Source organism: Microbacterium sp. UBA1612, from assembly GCF_002321605.1.
In the GTDB taxonomy this organism is placed as follows: domain Bacteria; phylum Actinomycetota; class Actinomycetes; order Actinomycetales; family Microbacteriaceae; genus Microbacterium; species Microbacterium luteum.
The window spans coordinates 12,169-29,865 of the sequence record NZ_DCMW01000014.1 but is presented as its reverse complement, the minus strand read 5'-3'; the positions used below and the strand labels follow the sequence as shown (position 1 = coordinate 29,865).

Below are 17,697 nucleotides of genomic sequence, written 5' to 3'. Positions count from 1 at the left end.
CGGGTCGGCGCGCTAGCCTCAGCGAGGATCCTTCCTCGTCAGAAAGGCGCACCATGCCCGCGTTCCGTTACGGCCCCGTCGAGCTCTACCTCGTCGGCTTCGAGGGCGAGCGCCCCGACGCCGGCACGATGGCCGCCCTGTCCGACCTGCTCGAGAGCGGACTGATGCGTCTGCTCGATCTCGTGCTGCTCTCCAAGTCCGACGACGGCGACATCACGGTCACCGAGGTCGAGGCCGACGAGTTCGCGCTCGAGCTGCACGAAGTCGGCATCGCTGGCGAGGAGGACATCGCCGAGCTCGCCGAGCTCGTGCCGCCGGGAGGATCGGCGCTGCTGGTCGCCCTCGAGCTCAGCTATGCGCGCGAGCTCGCCGAGCGCCTCGACAGCGCCGGCGCCGTCGTGCTGAGCGCCGAGCGCATCCCGGCCCCCGTCGTCAACGCCGTCATGGATCTGGCCGACGAGGCCTGAGAAGCAGAAGGAGTCATCATGCCCATTCGCAGAGTCGGCCGTCCCGGTCTGATCGGTCTCGCCGCGCGCACCGCCGTCGTCGCCGGCACCGCCAGCGCCGTCAGCGGCGCCATGTCGAACAACCGCCAGCGCAAGCAGCAGTCGGAGTACGAACAGCAGCAGTATCAGGCCGCCCAGCAGCAGGCCGCGATGCAGCAGGCGGCCCAGCAGGCCGTCGCCCAGCAGCAGGCGGCGCCGGCCGCCCCCGCAGCCCCCGCCCCCGCGGCGGGCGGCGTCGACATCGTCGCCGAGCTGCAGAAGCTCGCCGCGCTCAAAGACGCCGGTGTGCTCTCCGACGCCGAGTTCGCCGCCGCGAAGGCCAAGCTCCTCGGCTGAGCCTCACCGCTTCTTCTTCGTCGCGATCCCCGTCGGTGCCTCACCGGCGGGGATCGCCGCATCCACATCCCCCGACAGCCAGCGCAGCCACCGCGTGCTCGGGTCGCCCTCGAGCACGAGCGCGCGCACCAGCAGGGTGAGCGGAATGGAGAGGATGGCGCCCAGCGGCCCGATGATGAAGGTCCAGAAGATGACCGAGAAGAAGCTCAGCGTCAACGACAGGTTCACCGCGTCGCTGACGAACTTCGGCTGCACGAGCACCTGCAGGGTGACGTTCACGACGCAGTAGATCGCGATCACGACGAGCATCGTCGGCCAGCCGCCGACGACGAGGGCGAGGACCGCCGGGGGCACGAGACCGAGCACGAACCCGATGTTCGGCACGAAGTTCGTCACGAAGGCGAGGATCGCCCACACCATCGGCGCCGGGATGCCGAGCGCCCACAGCGCGAGCCCGTCGATCACGGCGACGATGAGACCGAACGCGGCGTTGACGACGTAGTAGCGGCGCACGCTGCGGTTGTAGGCCGCGAAGCGCCCGAGGGTCGGTCGGATGCCGGTGCCGAACGCCGTCTCGGCGCGCGAGTACCGCGACGCGTCGGCGGCCATGAAGATGACGTAGGCCAGCACGAAGAAGAACGCCGTGAGTACGCCGAGCACGCTGCCCCCGACAGACGACGCGATCGTCAGCAGGGTCGACGGCGAGAGCAGCGAGGCCGTCGCGGCGGCGATCTGGTCGTCGAGGCCGAAACCGCGGAGCCACTCCACGACGGCCAGGGCGGTCCGCTGCAGATCTCCGGCGAAGTCCTGCACGAGCCGCCCGAACTGCACGCCGGCGAAGGCGAGCATGACGGCGAGCACGGCGAGGATGAGGTAGCCGAGCACGATCACGGCGGTGGTGGCCGCCCATCGCGGCCACCCCCTGCGGCGCAGCGCCGTGCCGAGCGGCTGGCAGATGATCACGATGACCGCGCCGAGCACGAGCGGCCCGACGACATCGCGGCCGATCGAGAGCCCCACGAGCACGATCACCGACGCGGCGAGTCCGATCACGATCCGCAGCGACGGCGACAGCGCCGGTGGCGCGGGTGCGGCGGGTGCGGGGGCGGGACGCTTCACGATGCCAGGCTAGGCGCTCGGCGGGCGGTCGGTGGATGCGGCGCCGTCGCCCGGCCGGCCGAGGCGGGTTCCGAGGTCGTCGATCTGGGCGGCGAGGGCGCGCACCTGCCCGCGCGTGGCGGCTTCGCCCGCGTCATCCGCACCGGCGGCGGCCCGCTCGAGCACCCACGAGGCGAAGGTGGCCGAGACGACACCGACGACGGCGATGCCGCCGGTCATGAGCAGCACCGCGATGACCCGACCCCACGCGGTGACCGGCGTGTAGTCGCCGTAGCCGACGGTGGTGATCGTGACAAACGCCCACCACAGGGCGTCGCCGAACGAGGTGATGTTCGCGTTCGGGGCGTCGCGCTCGGCTTCGAGCACCGTGAGGGCGGCGACCCAGATGAGGGTGAGGGCGGCACCCGCGCCGTAGACGGCGATGCGTGCGCGGAGGGCCGCACCGGCGGTGCGCTGCAGCACGTGGATGACGGTGAGCGCCTTGAGCAGGCGCAGCGGGCGGAGGGCGGGGATCACCACGACGCACAGGTCGAACAGGTGGGAGCGGAACCAGCGGCCCTTCGGCTTGGCGAGGGAGAGCTGCACGATGTAGTCGATCGCGAACACGACCCAGGTGGCGAACATGATCGCCCGGGCGAGGGAGAACTCGCCGCCCTCGAGGTCGGCGATCACCTGCCACGAGTACGCGACGATGAAGGCGAGCGAGGCGATGATCAGCGGCCAGTTCGTGATCTGCTGCCACCGGTCCAACGTCATGCGTTCGAGCCTAGAAGCGCCGCCCGGCGTTGACCGGCAGCCTCGCCGCCCAGGCTCTCACGAGTCGGTGTCGTCGGCGGGAGGCAGGGCGCGGTGCGGACGCCACAGCACGACCTCGGTGGCGCGACGCACGCGGGTGCCGTGGCGCAGCGAGATGACCGAGCCGGTCGCGCCGGCCGCGAACACGCGCGCACCGGGGCGTCGCTCGAGCTCGCTCTTCATGCGGTCTTCGAGGTCGCGCACGCGCAGGTGCAGCTCGCGCACCCGGTTCTCCAGTTCGAGGATGCGCGCGATGGCCGGCAGACTCATGCCCTCCGCCGACATGCGCGCGACCTCTCGCAGCTGCGCGACGTGCCGCAGCGAGTAGCGGCGCGACCCGCCCTGGGTGCGGGCGGGCACGACGAGGCCGAGACGGTCGTACTGGCGCAGGGTCTGCGGATGCATCCCCGCCAGCTCCGCGGCGCCGGCGATGGCGAGGATCGGTGCGTCCTCGTCGATCTCGTCGGGGTCCACCATGTGCTCACCTCGTTCCGTTTCGTCTCCTCGCTCCGCTCGTCGCTCAACGACCGGAAAGGTTGATCCCAAGGTACTCCGCGGCCACCGGTCACCCCCACCGGTCGTTGAGCGAGCGGAGCGAGACGAAACGCTACGTGCGCGCCTTCGCCATGAGGTCCGCGCGCGGGTTCTCCTTCGGCTCCAGCGCCTGATACGCCGCGAGCGCCTCACGGGCCGCGTCATCCAGGTGCGACGGCACCGCCACCTGCACCTCCGCCAGGAGGTCGCCGGTGCCCTTCTGCGTCTGCACGCCACGACCCTTGACCCGCAGCACGCGCCCCGACGGGGTGCCCGCCGCGACCCGCAGTCGCACCGGGTCTCCGCCGAGGGTCGGCACCTCGATCGTGGCGCCGAGGGTGGCCTCGGTGAAGGTCACCGGCACGGTCACGCGCAGGTTCAGCCCGTCTCGGGTGAACACCGGATGCGGCCGCACGGTCACCTGCACGACGATGTCGCCCGATTCCCCGCCGTCCGGCGAGGGGCGACCGCGGCCGCGCAGGCGGATCTTCTGCCCGTCGCGCACACCGGCGGGGATCTTCACCTTGAACGGCTTGCCGTCCTCACCCTGCAGGGTGATGGTCTCGCCCTTGGTGGCGGTGATGAAGTCGATGGTCGTGCGCGCGGTGACGTCCGCACCGCGCGACGGACCGCCGAATCCCTGGAACCCGCCGGAGGGCTGCCCGAACCGACCGGAGCCGAAGCCGGTACCGCGACCGCCCTGCTGCTGGTTGAACATCGAGAAGATGTCGTCGAAGTCGGCGCTGCTGTAGCCGCCGCCCCCACGGCCCTGCCCGAATCTCGAGAAGACGTCCTCGAAGCCCCCACCCTGTCCGGATCCGCCGGCCGTGAAGCGCGCGCCCGAGCCCATGGCCCGGATCTGGTCGTACTCCTCGCGCTGCTCGGGATCGCTCAGCACGGCGTACGCCTCGCTGATCTCCTTGAATTTCGCTTCGGCCTTGGCATCCCCCGGGTTGGAATCGGGGTGGTAGGTGCGCGCGAGCTTTCGGTAGGTCTTCTTGAGGTCGGCGGCGCTGACCTCCTTGGAGACACCGAGGACCTTGTAGAAGTCCTTGTCGAACCAGTCCTGACTCGCCACGTGTCCTCCTACTCCGCCGGAACGGCGACGACGACCTTGGCCGGACGCAGCTCGACAGAGCCCAGGCGGTATCCGACTTCGACGACCTCGAGGATCGTCGGGGTCTCGGTGCCGGGGGTGGGTGCCTGGAAGATCGCCTCGTGGTGCTGGGGGTCGAACGCCTCGCCGGCGGCACCGTAGGGCTCGATGCCCATGCGCTCGACGACGCCGCGCAGCTTCTCGGCGATCGCGGCGAAGGGGGTGCCCTCGTTGAGGTCGCCGTGCTTCTCCGCGCGGTCGAGGTCGTCGATCACCGGCAGCAGTCCCTTGGCGACCGAGCCCTTGGCGCGCTCGATCTCCACCTCGCGCTGCTCTTCGGTGCGGCGGCGGTAGTTGGCGTACTCGGCCTGCAGGCGCTTGAGGTCTCCCAGCAGCTGCGACTCGAGGTCGGCGAGCACCTGGTCCTCGGCGTCGGCACCGGCGGCGTCTTCGGATTGCTCCGCACCGAGGATGTCGTCGACGGTCAGGGCCGGATCCTCCGGCTGAGGGTCGGAGGCCTGAGCCTCCGACCCCTCGTCGCCGGGGACCTCGTTCTCGGGGACCTCGTCGGGTCCCGGTTCGAAGTCCTTGGGCATGGTTACTTCTTCTCCTCCGAGCTGTCCTCGTCCTCGTCGACGACCTCGGCGTCGACGACATCCTCATCGGACTCCGTCGATGCCTGCTCCTCCGACGCGCCGGCGCCGGGGGCGGCCTGCTCGTTCTGCGACGACTGGTAGATCGCCTCGCCGAGCTTCTGCTGGCTCTGGTTCAGCTTGTCGAAAGCCGTCTTCACGGCCTCGTCGTCGTCACCGGCGAGCGCGGACTTGAGGGCGTCGACGTCGGCCTGCACCTCGGTCTTGACCTCTTCGGGCAGCTTGTCGGCGTTGTCGGAGATGAGCTTCTCGACCGAGTACGACGCGGTCTCGGCCTGGTTGCGCACCTCGGCGGCCTCGCGGCGCTTCTTGTCCTCGGCGGCGTGCTCCTCGGCCTCGCGCACCATGCGGTCGATGTCCTCCTTGGGCAGCGACGAGCCGCCCGTGATGGTCATGGACTGCTCGGTGCCGGTGCCCTTGTCCTTCGCGGACACGTGCACGATGCCGTTGGCGTCGATGTCGAAGGTGACCTCGACCTGCGGGATGCCGCGCGGGGCCGGCGCGATGCCGGTGAGCTCGAAGGTGCCCAGCGGCTTGTTGTCGCGGGTGAACTCGCGCTCGCCCTGGAAGACCTGGATCGCGACCGACGGCTGGTTGTCGTCGGCGGTCGTGAAGGTCTCGCTCCGCTTGGTGGGGATGGCGGTGTTGCGCTCGATGAGCTTGGTCATGATGCCGCCCTTGGTCTCGATGCCGAGGCTCAGCGGGGTGACGTCGATGAGCAGCACGTCCTTGCGCTCACCCTTGAGGACACCGGCCTGCAGGGCGGCGCCGACGGCGACGACCTCATCCGGGTTGACGCCCTTGTTGGCGTCCTTGCCGGTCTCCTTCTTCACCAGTTCGGCGACCGCGGGCATGCGGGTCGAGCCACCGACGAGCACGACGTGGGCGATGTCGGCGACCTTGATGCCGGCCTCGCGGATGACGTCTTCGAACGGCTTCTTGGTGCGGTCGAGGAGGTCCTTGGTGAGGTCTTCGAACTTGGCGCGCGACAGCGTCTCCGACAGCGAAACCGGGCCCGACTCGGTCAGCGACAGGTAGGGCAGGTTGATCGAGGTCGACGACGAGCTGGAGAGCTCCTTCTTCGCCTGCTCCGCGGCCTCCTTGAGGCGCTGCAGCGCGATCTTGTCGCCCGAGACGTCGACGCCGGTGGTCTCCTTGAACTGCTTGATCAGGTAGTCCACGACGCGCTGGTCCCAGTCGTCGCCGCCGAGGCGGTTGTCACCCGAGGTGGCGCGCACCTGGATGGTCGAGAAGTCGTCGTCCTTGCCCACCTCGAGCAGCGAGACGTCGAACGTTCCACCACCGAGGTCGAAGACGAGGATGAGCTCGTCCTCCTGGCCCTTGTCGAGGCCGTAGGCGAGGGCCGCCGCGGTCGGCTCGTTGATGATGCGGAGCACGTTCAGGCCCGCGATCTCGCCGGCCTCCTTCGTGGCCTGGCGCTCGGCGTCGTTGAAGTAGGCGGGAACGGTGATGACCGCGTCGGTCACCGTGTCGCCGAGGTACTCCTCGGCGTCGCGCTTGAGCTTCATGAGGATGCGCGCGGAGATCTCCTGCGGCGTCCACTTCTTGCCGTCGACGTCGAAGCCCCAGTCGGTGCCCATGTGGCGCTTGACGCTGGAGACGGTGCGGTCGACGTTGGTGACGGCCTGGCGCTTGGCGGTCTCGCCGACGAGCACCTCGCCGTCCTTGGTGTAAGCGACCACCGAGGGGGTGGTGCGGAAGCCCTCGGCGTTCGCGATCACCTTGGGCTCGCCGCCCTCCAGCACGCTGACGACGGAGTTCGTCGTACCGAGGTCGATTCCAACAGCACGGGGCATGTCTTCTCCTTCTGGGTGGGGCCGAAGCGGATGCGCGGCCCGGGTTGTTGCCGAAAGTCACGGGTCGACTCAGGGACCTGAGCCGAGACGACTCAAGCGTAGACCGCGAGGTTCGCGGTGTCAAATGAAGTTGATATGCATCGGCTCAAGTTTGGGTGCTGAAGGAAACCTGAGGAACGCCTGACGCCCGGGCATTGGAGACCTGAGGTGCGCTGGGGACAGTGGATGCCGCGGGGACCTCCCGCACCCTCGACACCGCTAAGGGAGACTCGCATGACCACTTACATCGCCGCCCTGCGGCGTCGCAAGGAGAACGGCGACGCCGGCTTCTCGCTCATCGAACTGATCGTCGTCGTCGTGATCCTCGGCGTCCTGGCCGCGATCGCCGTCCCGGTCTTCCTGGGCCTTCAGGGGCAGGCAGAGCAGAGCGCGCTCGACACTGCCACGGCCAACGGTGCAAGCCAGGTCGCGACGGAGATCGCGACTGCCACGACCGCCCCGACCATCGACACGCTCAACACAAGCCTCGACGGCCTGGAGGCTGACGGGATCACCCTCAGCGTCGCAGCTAACCCTACGACTGCTGCTCCCAGCGTCGACAACTACTGCGTCACCGGCACGAAAGAAGGCTCTGAGACGGCTACCTCCGGCCCCGGCTGCTGACCCAGCCGCTTCACTCCGGCCGGGTCGACGCGTGGCGTCGGCCCGGCCATCCCGCATCTCCCGGAAAGGATCCGGCATGGCCGGCACCCGCGACACCCGCTCCGACGAGGGCTTCGGTCTCGTCGAGGTCGTGGTGTCGATGCTGCTGTTCGCCGTCATCGCCGTCGCGATCCTCCCCCTGGCTCTTCAGGCATCGGTGCTGAGCGCCGGAAACCGCGACCGCGCGTCGGCGCAGTCGTTCGCGGCGGGGCAGCTCGCGGATGTGCGGGCGGCGCATCCCGACGACGCAGCCAACTCGTGCACGGCACTGGCCGACGCCGCGGCGACGGGCGTTCCCGATGACGCCGACACCGGACTCGTCGCCGACATCGCCGTCGACACGTGCCCGACCTCCTACCCGGCCGCCGTGACGGTCACCGTCGCCGTGCGGGATGCGGACGCCGACCCCGGCTCCCCGGTCGTCGAGATGGCGACAAAGATCGTGGTGACGGCCCCATGAACGCCGACGCGTCCCCGCGAGAGATGGCCGCCGACGACGCCGGCCTCAGTCTCGTCGAGCTGCTCGTCGCCCTCTTCGTCGGCGGCATGCTGCTGACCCTCATCGCCTCGCTGTTCGTCTCGACGATGCAGGCCACCGCCGCCACCCGCGACCTCGACCTCGCCACGGGTCGCGCCCAGGCCCTCAGCACGTCGCTGCAGACCGACATCCGCAATGCCGCGGAGATCGTCGTGCAGGACATCCCGGGCGGCGGCACGCTCGTGCGGGCCCGCGTCGCCACCGGCGACACCGGCTGGCAGTGCCGCGCGTGGGCGCTCGTCGACCTCACCACGACCGACGCCGACGGAACCCGCGACGGCGCCGACGGCGGCCTCGAGGCCCGCACCCACACCTCCGCCCCGCTCACCGGCACGCAGACCGCACCCGCCCCCGCGACGACGTGGGGCGCCCTCGTCGACGTCGTCGAACCCGCGACGGATGCCGCCGGCACGGCGCTGCCGCCCTTCACCCTCGACGACCGCCACCTGTCGTGGAACCTGACGGTCGTCACGTCGGAGCAGCCGCAGCTGAACGCGCGCAGCACGACCTCGCTCTCGGGGTCGGCCGTCGCCGGCGCCCGCGACGACGGAAGCGGTGCCCGATGCTGGTGACCCGACCGAACCGCGACCGCACCCGCGACCGCGCCGTCGACGACGACCGGGGCGCGGCCCTCATCTCGGTGCTGATCGTCTCGCTCGTGCTCGGCGTCATCGCCGTCGGGCTCTCCAGCGCCGTCGTGAACACGACGCTCACCACGAGCGGCGTCCGCGCCACGCTCGAGGCGCGTGCCGCCGCCGACGCCGGCATGGCCGAGGCGGTCGCCGCCGCGAAGGGCGGCGACCTGTGCGACGCGACCGTGCCCGACGGCGCGCTCGACACCGGCGCCGCCTATACCGCATCCCTCACGTGCGCCGACGACGGCAGCACGGTGACCCTCACCGCCACCGGCACGGCCGACGGCACGTCGGCGACCGTGCAGGCGGTCTACGCCCTCGTCGCCGAGACCATCGAGGCCGTCGATCCGTCGCTCACCCCCGTCGGCCTCGTGCTCTACGACGCCTCGACGATGGGCCAGGTGACCCTGCTCGCGCACGGCGGCAACGAGCCGCAGGTGGTCGCGGTCACGGGAACGTTCGGCTGCCGGCTCGGCATCCCCGGCAACCTGCTGGTGGGCGGCAACGTCACCTCGAGCGACGGCTGCAACGTCAGCGGCGACATCTACGCCGGCGGAACGGTCACCTTCAACGGCGGCGCGACGACGGTGCTCGGCGACATCCTCGCCGCAGGCACCGGCACCTCGAAGATCAACAGCAGCATCGGCAGCGCGAACGCCGACGATCCGCTTTCGACCGTGCACGTCAACGGGGCACTCGACCTGCTGTGGAGCGGCGCCCGCGCGCACACGAACGTGATCGCGAACGGCTCCGTCACCGTCAACAGCCGGGTCATCGAGGGCGACGTGACCCTGCCGGCCGGCAGCTTCCCGTCGGTCAACGGCGGCCGCATCGAGGGTGAGACCATCCAGACCGACGACGTGCCGACCGTGCCCGCGCCGAGCCTCCCCGGCTGGTTCGACTACACGTACCGCGCCGCCGACTGGCCGGGTGCGACCGTCGTGACGCTGCGCAACGTCAGCGCCAACGCGACCGACACGTGCGATTACTACAACAAGCACACCGGATGGAGCGTCGACGGCACGTGGGTCGGCGGCGGGAACCGCGGATGGAAGGACCTCGCGAACTACACCGGCACGGTCGTGATCGACGGCCGCGCGTGCGACCAGCTCACCTCCAACGCGGGCGGCAATCCGGCACCGGCGCTGAAGGCCTCGAACGTCGTGCTCCTGGCGAAGAAGTTCGACACGACCGGCCTCACCATGACCGCCGCCACGGGCGCGACGCCCCGCGTGTACTTCATCACCGAAGACACCGTGCCCGACGGCAGGCCCTCGTGCGCCCTCGGCGCGACGGCCACGAACGTCAACACCAACGGCGCCAACCTCGACGGCGTGCGCTCGCTCATCTACACCCCGTGCCGCCTGTCCGTGTCCGGCGGCGGCGTGCTGCTCGGATCCCTCTACACGAACGGGTTCAACTCCGGCGGTCAGATCACGATCAAGGGCGAACTCATGAGCCTGCCCGGTCAGCCCGCCCCCGACGGCGGATACGGCGGCACGCCCACGATCATCGAGACCGGCGAGCACGCGCTCGGCGACGTGCTGTGGCGCCGGGAGGTGGCATCCCCGTGACCCCGCTCGCCCTCACCCTCGTCTCCGTCGGCGCCGGCGTCTTCGGCGCCGTCATCGGCTCGTTCCTCAACGTCGTCGCCTATCGCGTGCCCGCCGGCATCTCGCTGCTGCGCGAGAGCCGCTGTCCCACGTGTGACGAGCCGGTGCGGTGGTGGCGGAACGTTCCGGTGCTGGGATGGCTGGCCCTCCGCGGCCGCTGCGCGCGATGCCGTGCGGCGATCCTGGTGCGCTATCCCCTCGTCGAGGCGCTCACCGCGATCGTGTTCGCCGTCGTCGTCGCGTGGGGCATTCTCGCCCTCCCCGGTCCGCCCGCGGCCACTCTCGCCGTCATCGCGGCCTACCTGTGGTTCGCGGCCTCGGGGATCGTGCTCACCCTCATCGACCTCGACACCCGCCGCCTCCCCCACGCGATCACCGGATCCGCCCTGATCGTGTGCGCGGCACTCCTCGGTCTCGCCGTGCTGCTGGGCGCCGACAGCGCATCCCTGCTGCGCGCGCTCGTCGGCGCCGCGGCCCTGTGGGCGTTCTACGCCGCGATCCGATTCGTGCGTCCCGACGGCATGGGCGGTGGCGACGTGCGTCTCGCGGCCGTCGTGGGCCTGATGCTGGGGTGGCTCGGATGGGGCCCGCTGCTCGTCGGCGCGTTCGCGGCGTTCGTGACCGGCGGCGCGTTCGGGGTCGGCATGCTGGTGCGCGGCCACGCCGGTCGCCGCACCGCCATCCCGTTCGGCCCGTGGATCATCGTCGGCGCCTGGATCGGCGTGCTCGCCGGCGACGCGATCGCGCGCGCCTACACCGGCCTGTACCCGGAGCTGTGAGGACGATCATGCCGAAGACGCAGGTGGCGGTGGAGATCACCGAGGAGAGCGTGCGCGCGATCGAGGTGAGCCTCGGACGCACCCCGACCGTCGTGGCGGCCGGCGAGGTGCCGGTGCCGCCGGGGGCGGCGAAGGACTCCGAGGTGCTCGATCGCGATGCGGTCGCCGTCGCCCTGCAACGGCTGTGGGCCGAGGCGCGCATCTCGCAGCGCAACGTCGTGCTCGGCGTCGGCAACCGCCGCATCCTCGTGCGGGAGCACTCGACCCAGCTCACCAACCCCGCGCAGATCCGCCAGGCGCTGCCGTTCGAAGTGCAGGACCGCCTGCCCGTGCCGGTGGATCAGGCCGTTCTCGACTTCGTGCCGACCGCGCAGGACGACCGTGGCGTGCACGGCCTGCTCGTCGCCGCCGTCGCCGAGCACATGGAGGAGCTCGTCGGCGCCCTCGACAAGGCACGCCTTCGCCCCCTGTCGATCGACCTCGTCGCCTTCGGCTACGCCCGCGCCCTCGCGACCCTCGTCGAGCCGGGCCGCACCGGCCTCCTCGTGGGCATCGGCGAGCACACCACGCACATCGTCATCGCCACCGACGGGGTGCCGAGATTCGTGCGCGTCGTTCCGCTCGACATCGTCGACGCGGCACCCCCCGACGAACCGGCACCCGCATCCGAGCCGCTTCGCCGTCGCCGCGCCGCGACGGTCGAGTCGGATGCGCGCGACGCGCTCTCGCCCGCGGTGCAGACGGCGCTCATCGACCTCGTCGGGCGCCTGCGGAGCACCGTCGCCTTCTACCGCGACCGTGCGAACGCCGCGCCGATCGACATCGCCTTCGTGACCGGGACGCACGCCGCGCATCCGCGACTCGTCGAGGCGATCGCGACGGCCGCCGGCGCCCCGGTCACCCCGGTCTCGGTCTCCGATCTCGTGCCGGCCGCTCCCGGTCTCGCGCTGCCCGTCGGAACGGCCGCGCGCCTGACCGGCACGGCCGCGCTGCTGCAGGGCGGCGTCTCGTGAACGTGCGCCGCACCCGGCAGCCTGTGCTTCCCCTCGGCTCCCTCCCCCGCGTCGACCTGCTGCCCCCGTCCGAGATGCGACGGCGCGACATGCTGGCGCGCGCCCGCGCGTGGATGGTCGTCGGCATCGCCGCCGTCGCCGTCTCGGCGCTGCTCGTGGGCGGAGCCGCCGCCTATCACGTCGCCTCGTCGGTGCGGCTCGGCCTCGAGCAGGCCCGCACCCAGCAGATCCTCACCGGCATCGCGGAGCTGTCGGAGGTGAGCGAAGCGCTCGCGACCCGCGGAGACCTGCAGGCGCTGCGCGCCGATGCGATGGCCGGCGACCTGGAGTGGACGCCCGCGGTCGCGCTCATCGCCTCGCACCTGCCGGCCGGGGTGACGATCACCGGCTTCTCGCTCGATGCCGGCGCCGCGCCCGTGGCGGGGTCCGACCCGACGTCTGCGACCGGGATGTCGGGCACCGTGACCGTTCAGACGCCGGCCGCGATCGACCTCGTCGCGGCGACCCGCGACCTGCGGGAGGCCCCCGCGGTGATCGCGGCCGACCTCGAGTCGCTGACCGCCGCCGACGGCGTGTTCACCTACACCCTGCGCATCGCGCTCGACCAGTCCGTGTACACCGGCGCCTTCACGGCCGAGGAGTGAGATGACCAAGCAGCTCGTCAACCTCATCGGCGCGGCCACGACCCTCGCGATCCTCGTGCTCGCCGTGCTCGTGTTCGCGCTCCCCCTGTTCACGCAGGCGACCCGCACGGCGGGCGAGGCCGACGCGGTCGCCGCGCAGAACCGCTCGCAGCAGGGGGTGCTGGATGCGCTGGTCGCCCAGTCCGCCGACATGACGGCCCTCGAGGCGCAGGTCGCGACCCTCCGCGCGGAGATCCCCGCCGAGGCGCGCGTCGACGACGTGCTCCTGCTTGCGATCGACGCGGCCGCCGCGCAGGGCGGCTCGGTCACCTCGGTGACGCCCGCGAGCAGCGAGGCCTTCGCCGTGCGCACGGACGAGGCCGCCACTCCGGCACCGCAGCCCGCAGACGAGGCAGCCGAGACCGACGACGCCTCCGCCGCCGTCGGGCCGAGCACCACCCTCGAGTCGAGCACCCCGGCGCCCGTCGCGGCGAGCGACGGCCCTCAGCAGACGTCGGTGACCGTCGTGGTGGCCGCGCCCACGGTCGAGGCCGCCACGCGCATCCTCGACGAGCTGCGCGCCGGCCCCCGCCTGGTCGCGGTGACGCAGGCCTCCGTCACCGAGGGCGCCGAGGGCGGGGCAAGCCTCAGCGCGACGCTCCTCGTCTTCACGCGACCCTGACCCGCGCCGCCGCGCCGCGGCCGGCCCCGGTCACTGACCGAGCTGCTGGTACATCGTGAACATCGGCATGTAGAGCGCGACGACCATGCCGCCGATGAGGAGTCCGAGCACCGTCATCATGATCGGCTCGATCATGCTCGTCAGCTGCTCGGATGCCGCGTCGACCTCGGCCTCGTACATCGCCGCGATGTTCTCGAGCATGTCCGGAAGCGACCCCGACTCCTCGCCGACCGACACCATCTGGCTGACCATCGGCGGAAAGACGGCGGCGCGCGCGAGCGGCGCCGAGAACGACCGGCCGAGGCGCACCGATTCGCGCACGCTGCGCAGGGCGTCTTCGATGGCCTTGTTGTTCGCCGCCCTGCCGACGAGGTCGAGGGCCTGCATGAGGGGCACCCCGGCCCCGAGCATCATCGACAGGTTGCGGGCGAATCGCGCCACGGCGATCTTCGTCACCAGGGAGCCGAACACCGGCATCCGCAGGCGGAAGGGATCGACGACGCCCCGGAAGCGGTCGGTGTGCTTCACGCGCTGGTACCAGATCCACCCCGCCACGGCGAGCACGATCAGCAGCGGCAGGATCCACACCATGTTGTGCGACAGGGTCACGAGCATCTGCGTCGGGAGCGGGAGCTCGCCGCCCATGCTCGCGAACATGTTCTCGAACACCGGCACCACGAACGTGATCATCGCGATGACGCCGACGACCGCGATGACGAGCACGATGATCGGGTAGGTCGTGGCGGAGCGGATCTTCTGCTGCAGCTTCACGTCGGCCTGGTAGCTGCGCGAGATCGCCTCGAGCGAGTCGGCGAGGAAGCCGCCGGTCTCGCCGACGCTCACGAGGCTCACCATCAGCGGCGGGAAGACGTTCGGATGCGCCGCGAGCGCGGTGGAGAACGACGACCCCGACTCGATGTCGACCTGCACCGCCGTCAGCGCCGACGCCAGCCGCCGGTTCGGGGTCTGCTCGGCGAGCAGGGCGAGCGCCCGCATGAGGGGGAGCCCCGCCTGGATGAGTCCGGCGAACTGCTGCGCGAACACCGCGAGGTCCTTCGTGGCGACGCCGCGCTCGAACCCGGGGATCGTCACGTCGCGGTTGAGCCCCGTCTTGGACTGCGCCACGACGCTGAGCGGAGCGAGCCCCTGCGCCCGGAGCTTCGCCACGACGGCGCTCTCGCTCGCCGCTTCGAGCACCCCCTTCGCCTCCGCCCCGGTAGCGGTGGCCGCGCGCCAGCGATATTCCTCCAGCGGCATGTCACAGGATCCAGTCGTCCGACGGCGGCGCGGGGTCGGCGTTTCCGCCGAGCCACGCCTCGGCGTCGTAGTCGCGCGGGCGCACCCGCACGCCGTCGAGGGCATGCGGGTCGGTGAGGTAGTGACGCGCGAGCGAGGCGGCGACGTCGCCCGATTCGACGAGGGTCTTCAGCGACTGATCCAGCGTGTGCATGCCGTGACCCTCCCCGGCCTGCATCGCGTTGTACAGCTGGGCGATCTGGTTCTCGCGCACGAGGTTCGCCACCGCCGGCGTCGACACGAGCACCTCGGTCGCGATCACGCGGCCTCCCCCCTGCGCCTTGGGCAGGAGCGTCTGGCTGATGACCCCCTGCAGCGTGTCGCCGAGCTGGCTGCGCACCTGGTTCTGCTGGTGCGCGGGGAACGCGTCGACGATGCGGTTGATGCTCTTCGCCGCCCCCTGCGTGTGCAGGGTGGAGAGCACGAGGTGGCCCGTCTCGGCCGCGGTGAGCGCGGTCGAGATCGACTCGGGGTCGCGCAGCTCGCCGATGAGGATGACGTCGGGATCTTGCCGGAGCACGCGGCGCAGCGCCTCGGCGAAGGAGGTCGTGTCGGCGCCGACCTCGCGCTGGTGGATGAGCGAGCGCTGCGACGTGTGCACGAACTCGATCGGATCCTCCACCGTCACCACGTGATCCTGCTTGGTGCGGTTGATGAGGTCGATCATGGCGGTGAGGGTCGTCGACTTGCCCGATCCGGTCGGCCCGGTCACCAGCACCAAGCCGCGCGGTCGCAGCGCGAGATCTCCGGCGATTGCCGGCGCGCCCAGCTCGTCGAGGGTGAACGCGCGGCTCGCGATGAGACGGAAGGCGGCCGCGACCTGCCCGAGCTGGCGGAACACGTTCACACGGAACCGCCCGGTCCCGGGCACCGTGTGGGAGAGGTCGACGTCGCCGGTGGCGTGGAAACCCTCGCGGTGCGCAGCGGACATGATCCCCACGAGTGCGTCGAGCAGCACCGGTCCCGGGATCGGGCTGTCGTAGCCCGGCACCGGCACGAGGTGTCCGTCGTGCCGGTGGAGCGCCGGCGCGTCGGCGGAGAAATGGATGTCGGAGGACCCCATCGTCGCGGCCGTGCGGAGCACCCCCTCCAGCACCCGCTCGGGCGCATCCTCGGCGACACCGCCCGCCGATCGCATCCGCAGCTCAGACCGTGACACGCAGCACCTCCTCGATCGTGGTGAGTCCCTCGAGCACCTTCGACCACCCGTCGGCCCGCAGGCTCGTCATGCCCTGCGCGAGCGCGAGCTCCCGCAGGTCGGCGCCCGATGCGCTGCGCACCACCGCCGCCTCCAGTTCGGGGGTCATCGCCATCACCTCGTGCAGGCCGACGCGTCCGCGATAGCCCGTGCCGGAGCACGCCGGGCACCCCTGTGCGCCGTAGAGCACCGGCACGTCGGTCGGATCGTGCGGCACCCCCAGACGCGTGAGCACCGCCGAGTCCTCGCGATAGGGCTGCCGGCAGGTCGAGCACAGCCGTCGCGCGAGGCGCTGCGCGACCACGGCCGACAGCGCGGTGGCGACGAGGTAGGGCTCGGCGCCGATCTCGGTGAGACGCGCGACGGCGCCGGGAGCGTCGTTGGTGTGCAGCGTCGAGAGCACGAGGTGGCCGGTGAGCGCTGCCTCGATGGAGATGACGGCCGTCTCACTGTCGCGGATCTCGCCCACGAGCACGATGTCGGGGTCGGAGCGCAGGATGCTGCGCAGCACCGACTGGAACGTCAGGCCGGCCTTGGCGTTGACCTGCACCTGGTTGACCCCCGCCATGCGGTACTCGACGGGATCCTCGACCGTGATGACGTTCACGCGCGGGTTCGACACCTCCCGCAGCGCCGTGTAGAGCGTCGTGGACTTGCCCGATCCGGTCGGCCCGGTCACGAGCACCATGCCGTGCGGCCGCTCGATGGCGCCGCGGAAGCGCGTCAGGTTGCCGCGGCCCATCCGCAGATCGGCGAGGGAGAGGCTGACGGCGGTGTTGTCGAGGATGCGCATCACGATCTTCTCGCCCCACACCGTGGGGAGCGTCGCGACGCGGAGATCGACCTTGCGGCCGCCGTGCGAGACCGACAGCCGGCCGTCCTGCGGCCGGCGCCGCTCGGCGATGTCGATGGAGGCCATGATCTTCAGCCGCGAGATGATGCCGTCCTGGATGTTGCGGTCGGCCCGCTGCATCTCGTGCAGCACCCCGTCGATGCGATAGCGCACGGTTAGGTGGGACTCGCCCGGCTCCACGTGGATGTCGCTCGCGCGATCGTCGATCGCCTGGGTCACGAGGAGATTCACGAACCGCACGATCGGCGCATCGCTGTCCTGATCGTCGACGACCTCGGTCGCCGACAGGTGTGTGGCCGCGCTCTCCTCCAGCTCGGCGGACAGATCGGAGAGCTCCTCGTCGGATCGCACGTAGCGCTGGAACGCCAGCTGGAGCGCGTCGGCCGCGACGACGACCGGCTCCACCTGCAGGTCGGTGACGGTGGACACGTCGTCGAGCGCGATGATGTCGGTGGGATTGGCCATGGCGAGCACGACCCGGTCGGCCGTGCGACCGATGGGGAGCACGTCGTACTTCCGGCAGAGGCCGCCGGGCACGAGCGTGACGATCTCGGGTTCGAGCTGCAGTCCGGTGATGTCGACGAAGCGGTGGCCCGTCTGGCGCGCGATCGCCTCGGCGAGCTGTGACGGGGTGACGATCTCGCGCGCGACGACCTCGTGCAGGAAGCGGTCGCCCTCACCGTGTTCGGCGAGCAGCTCGCTGAGCGTCGAGGCGCGCGTGGATCCCAGGAGGACGAGCGTCTGCGCGATTCCCCGCACGGTTCTCCCCCCGTTCTCCTCCGGCGACCCAGGCTAGATCTCGGCCGTCTCGCGGCACGACTCCCGGGACCTTTCCTGAGCCAAAGCCGGTCGACCTGAGGAAAAACTGAAGTTGTGGGACGGATGGGGACTGTGTGAAAGCTGAGTTTT

The 17,697-nt window shown here is 70.9% G+C and carries 19 protein-coding genes; 10 read left to right on the top strand and 9 right to left on the bottom strand.

What is annotated here, in order from left to right:
- Window positions 1-53: 53 nt before the first annotated feature.
- Together B3S45_RS05590 and B3S45_RS05585 are read left to right on the top strand one after the other, a co-directional pair.
- A complete protein-coding gene (locus tag B3S45_RS05590; protein ID WP_286717874.1) occupies window positions 54-467 on the top strand; it encodes a DUF6325 family protein in 414 nt (137 codons plus the stop codon).
- A gap of 18 nt (window positions 468-485) precedes the next feature.
- Entirely contained in the window at window positions 486-842 is a 357-nt protein-coding gene (locus B3S45_RS05585) for an SHOCT domain-containing protein (RefSeq protein ID WP_286717873.1), read from the top strand.
- 3 nt (window positions 843-845) lie between these two features.
- On the opposite strand, the gene B3S45_RS05580 is transcribed toward B3S45_RS05585, so the two are convergent.
- The 6 genes from B3S45_RS05580 to dnaK all read right to left on the bottom strand — a co-directional run bounded on the left by B3S45_RS05580 (window position 846) and on the right by dnaK (window position 6,856).
- Window positions 846-1,961, bottom strand: a complete 1,116-nt coding sequence (locus tag B3S45_RS05580; protein WP_286717871.1) for an AI-2E family transporter — start codon at window positions 1,959-1,961, stop codon at window positions 846-848.
- Between the two features lie 9 nt (window positions 1,962-1,970).
- Complete coding sequence (locus B3S45_RS05575) at window positions 1,971-2,717, bottom strand: potassium channel family protein (protein ID WP_071045454.1); 747 nt, start codon at window positions 2,715-2,717, stop codon at window positions 1,971-1,973.
- 57 nt (window positions 2,718-2,774) lie between these two features.
- Window positions 2,775-3,233, bottom strand: coding sequence for a heat shock protein transcriptional repressor HspR (locus B3S45_RS05570; protein ID WP_071045455.1), 459 nt, complete (start codon window positions 3,231-3,233; stop codon window positions 2,775-2,777).
- Window positions 3,234-3,363: 130 nt separating this feature from the next.
- Window positions 3,364-4,368 (bottom strand): DnaJ C-terminal domain-containing protein, encoded by a 1,005-nt coding sequence (locus B3S45_RS05565; RefSeq protein ID WP_071045456.1) that lies wholly within the window; start codon window positions 4,366-4,368, stop codon window positions 3,364-3,366.
- A gap of 8 nt (window positions 4,369-4,376) precedes the next feature.
- Complete coding sequence (locus B3S45_RS05560) at window positions 4,377-4,982, bottom strand: nucleotide exchange factor GrpE (protein WP_071045457.1); 606 nt, start codon at window positions 4,980-4,982, stop codon at window positions 4,377-4,379.
- Between the two features lie 2 nt (window positions 4,983-4,984).
- Entirely contained in the window at window positions 4,985-6,856 is a 1,872-nt protein-coding gene (gene dnaK / locus B3S45_RS05555) for a molecular chaperone DnaK (RefSeq protein ID WP_194384002.1), read from the bottom strand.
- A 273-nt stretch (window positions 6,857-7,129) separates the two neighbouring features.
- Between dnaK and B3S45_RS05550 the strand changes: the two genes are divergently transcribed.
- From B3S45_RS05550 to B3S45_RS05515, 8 genes are all read left to right on the top strand, one after another.
- Window positions 7,130-7,519, top strand: a complete 390-nt coding sequence (locus B3S45_RS05550; RefSeq protein WP_286717864.1) for a prepilin-type N-terminal cleavage/methylation domain-containing protein — start codon at window positions 7,130-7,132, stop codon at window positions 7,517-7,519.
- A gap of 76 nt (window positions 7,520-7,595) precedes the next feature.
- Window positions 7,596-8,018, top strand: a complete 423-nt coding sequence (locus B3S45_RS05545; RefSeq protein ID WP_286717862.1) for a type IV pilus modification PilV family protein — start codon at window positions 7,596-7,598, stop codon at window positions 8,016-8,018.
- Window positions 8,015-8,668 carry a PilW family protein gene (locus B3S45_RS05540; protein WP_286717859.1) on the top strand — a complete coding sequence of 218 codons (654 nt, stop codon included), beginning with the start codon at window positions 8,015-8,017 and terminating at the stop codon, window positions 8,666-8,668. Before B3S45_RS05545 ends, B3S45_RS05540 begins: the two co-directional genes overlap by 4 nt.
- Window positions 8,659-10,305, top strand: a complete 1,647-nt coding sequence (locus B3S45_RS05535; RefSeq protein ID WP_286717858.1) for a hypothetical protein — start codon at window positions 8,659-8,661, stop codon at window positions 10,303-10,305. The genes B3S45_RS05540 and B3S45_RS05535 overlap by 10 nt, the downstream gene beginning before the upstream one ends.
- On the top strand, window positions 10,302-11,123 hold the full coding sequence (locus B3S45_RS05530; RefSeq protein WP_286717855.1) for a prepilin peptidase: 822 nt from the start codon (window positions 10,302-10,304) through the stop codon (window positions 11,121-11,123). Before B3S45_RS05535 ends, B3S45_RS05530 begins: the two co-directional genes overlap by 4 nt.
- An 8-nt stretch (window positions 11,124-11,131) precedes the next feature.
- Window positions 11,132-12,136: a type IV pilus biogenesis protein PilM gene (pilM, locus tag B3S45_RS05525; RefSeq protein WP_071045463.1), complete on the top strand. Its 1,005-nt coding sequence runs from the start codon at window positions 11,132-11,134 to the stop codon at window positions 12,134-12,136.
- Window positions 12,133-12,780 (top strand): PilN domain-containing protein, encoded by a 648-nt coding sequence (locus B3S45_RS05520; protein WP_286717851.1) that lies wholly within the window; start codon window positions 12,133-12,135, stop codon window positions 12,778-12,780. The genes pilM and B3S45_RS05520 overlap by 4 nt, the downstream gene beginning before the upstream one ends.
- Before the next feature lies 1 nt (window position 12,781).
- Window positions 12,782-13,441 carry a hypothetical protein gene (locus B3S45_RS05515; RefSeq protein WP_286717848.1) on the top strand — a complete coding sequence of 220 codons (660 nt, stop codon included), beginning with the start codon at window positions 12,782-12,784 and terminating at the stop codon, window positions 13,439-13,441.
- 30 nt (window positions 13,442-13,471) lie between these two features.
- Here B3S45_RS05515 and B3S45_RS05510 read toward each other — a convergent pair whose 3' ends face one another.
- The 3 genes from B3S45_RS05510 to B3S45_RS05500 are packed head-to-tail and all read right to left on the bottom strand — an operon-like array spanning window position 13,472 to window position 17,547.
- The gene (locus B3S45_RS05510) at window positions 13,472-14,698 is read right to left on the bottom strand and encodes a type II secretion system F family protein (RefSeq protein ID WP_286717846.1); all 1,227 of its coding nucleotides are present in this window, start codon (window positions 14,696-14,698) and stop codon (window positions 13,472-13,474) included.
- A 1-nt stretch (window position 14,699) separates the two neighbouring features.
- Window positions 14,700-15,896: a type IV pilus twitching motility protein PilT gene (locus B3S45_RS05505; RefSeq protein ID WP_286717844.1), complete on the bottom strand. Its 1,197-nt coding sequence runs from the start codon at window positions 15,894-15,896 to the stop codon at window positions 14,700-14,702.
- The gene (locus tag B3S45_RS05500; RefSeq protein ID WP_286717842.1) at window positions 15,883-17,547 is read right to left on the bottom strand and encodes a GspE/PulE family protein; all 1,665 of its coding nucleotides are present in this window, start codon (window positions 17,545-17,547) and stop codon (window positions 15,883-15,885) included. Before B3S45_RS05500 ends, B3S45_RS05505 begins: the two co-directional genes overlap by 14 nt.
- Between the last annotated feature and the right edge of the window lie 150 nt (window positions 17,548-17,697).

What these genes read in the sequence shown, in the direction of transcription:
- B3S45_RS05590 (WP_286717874.1), top strand. Translation starts at nt 54, where the DNA reads ATGCCCGCGTTCCGTTACGGCCCCGTCGAGCTCTACCTCGTCGGCTTC.
- B3S45_RS05585 (WP_286717873.1), top strand. Translation starts at nt 486, where the DNA reads ATGCCCATTCGCAGAGTCGGCCGTCCCGGTCTGATCGGTCTCGCCGCG.
- B3S45_RS05575 (WP_071045454.1), bottom strand. Translation starts at nt 2,717, where the DNA reads ATGACGTTGGACCGGTGGCAGCAGATCACGAACTGGCCGCTGATCATC.
- B3S45_RS05570 (WP_071045455.1), bottom strand. Translation starts at nt 3,233, where the DNA reads ATGGTGGACCCCGACGAGATCGACGAGGACGCACCGATCCTCGCCATC.
- B3S45_RS05560 (WP_071045457.1), bottom strand. Translation starts at nt 4,982, where the DNA reads ATGCCCAAGGACTTCGAACCGGGACCCGACGAGGTCCCCGAGAACGAG.
- dnaK (WP_194384002.1), bottom strand. Translation starts at nt 6,856, where the DNA reads ATGCCCCGTGCTGTTGGAATCGACCTCGGTACGACGAACTCCGTCGTC.
- B3S45_RS05550 (WP_286717864.1), top strand. Translation starts at nt 7,130, where the DNA reads ATGACCACTTACATCGCCGCCCTGCGGCGTCGCAAGGAGAACGGCGAC.
- B3S45_RS05545 (WP_286717862.1), top strand. Translation starts at nt 7,596, where the DNA reads ATGGCCGGCACCCGCGACACCCGCTCCGACGAGGGCTTCGGTCTCGTC.
- B3S45_RS05540 (WP_286717859.1), top strand. Translation starts at nt 8,015, where the DNA reads ATGAACGCCGACGCGTCCCCGCGAGAGATGGCCGCCGACGACGCCGGC.
- B3S45_RS05535 (WP_286717858.1), top strand. Translation starts at nt 8,659, where the DNA reads ATGCTGGTGACCCGACCGAACCGCGACCGCACCCGCGACCGCGCCGTC.
- pilM (WP_071045463.1), top strand. Translation starts at nt 11,132, where the DNA reads ATGCCGAAGACGCAGGTGGCGGTGGAGATCACCGAGGAGAGCGTGCGC.
- B3S45_RS05515 (WP_286717848.1), top strand. Translation starts at nt 12,782, where the DNA reads ATGACCAAGCAGCTCGTCAACCTCATCGGCGCGGCCACGACCCTCGCG.
- B3S45_RS05510 (WP_286717846.1), bottom strand. Translation starts at nt 14,698, where the DNA reads ATGCCGCTGGAGGAATATCGCTGGCGCGCGGCCACCGCTACCGGGGCG.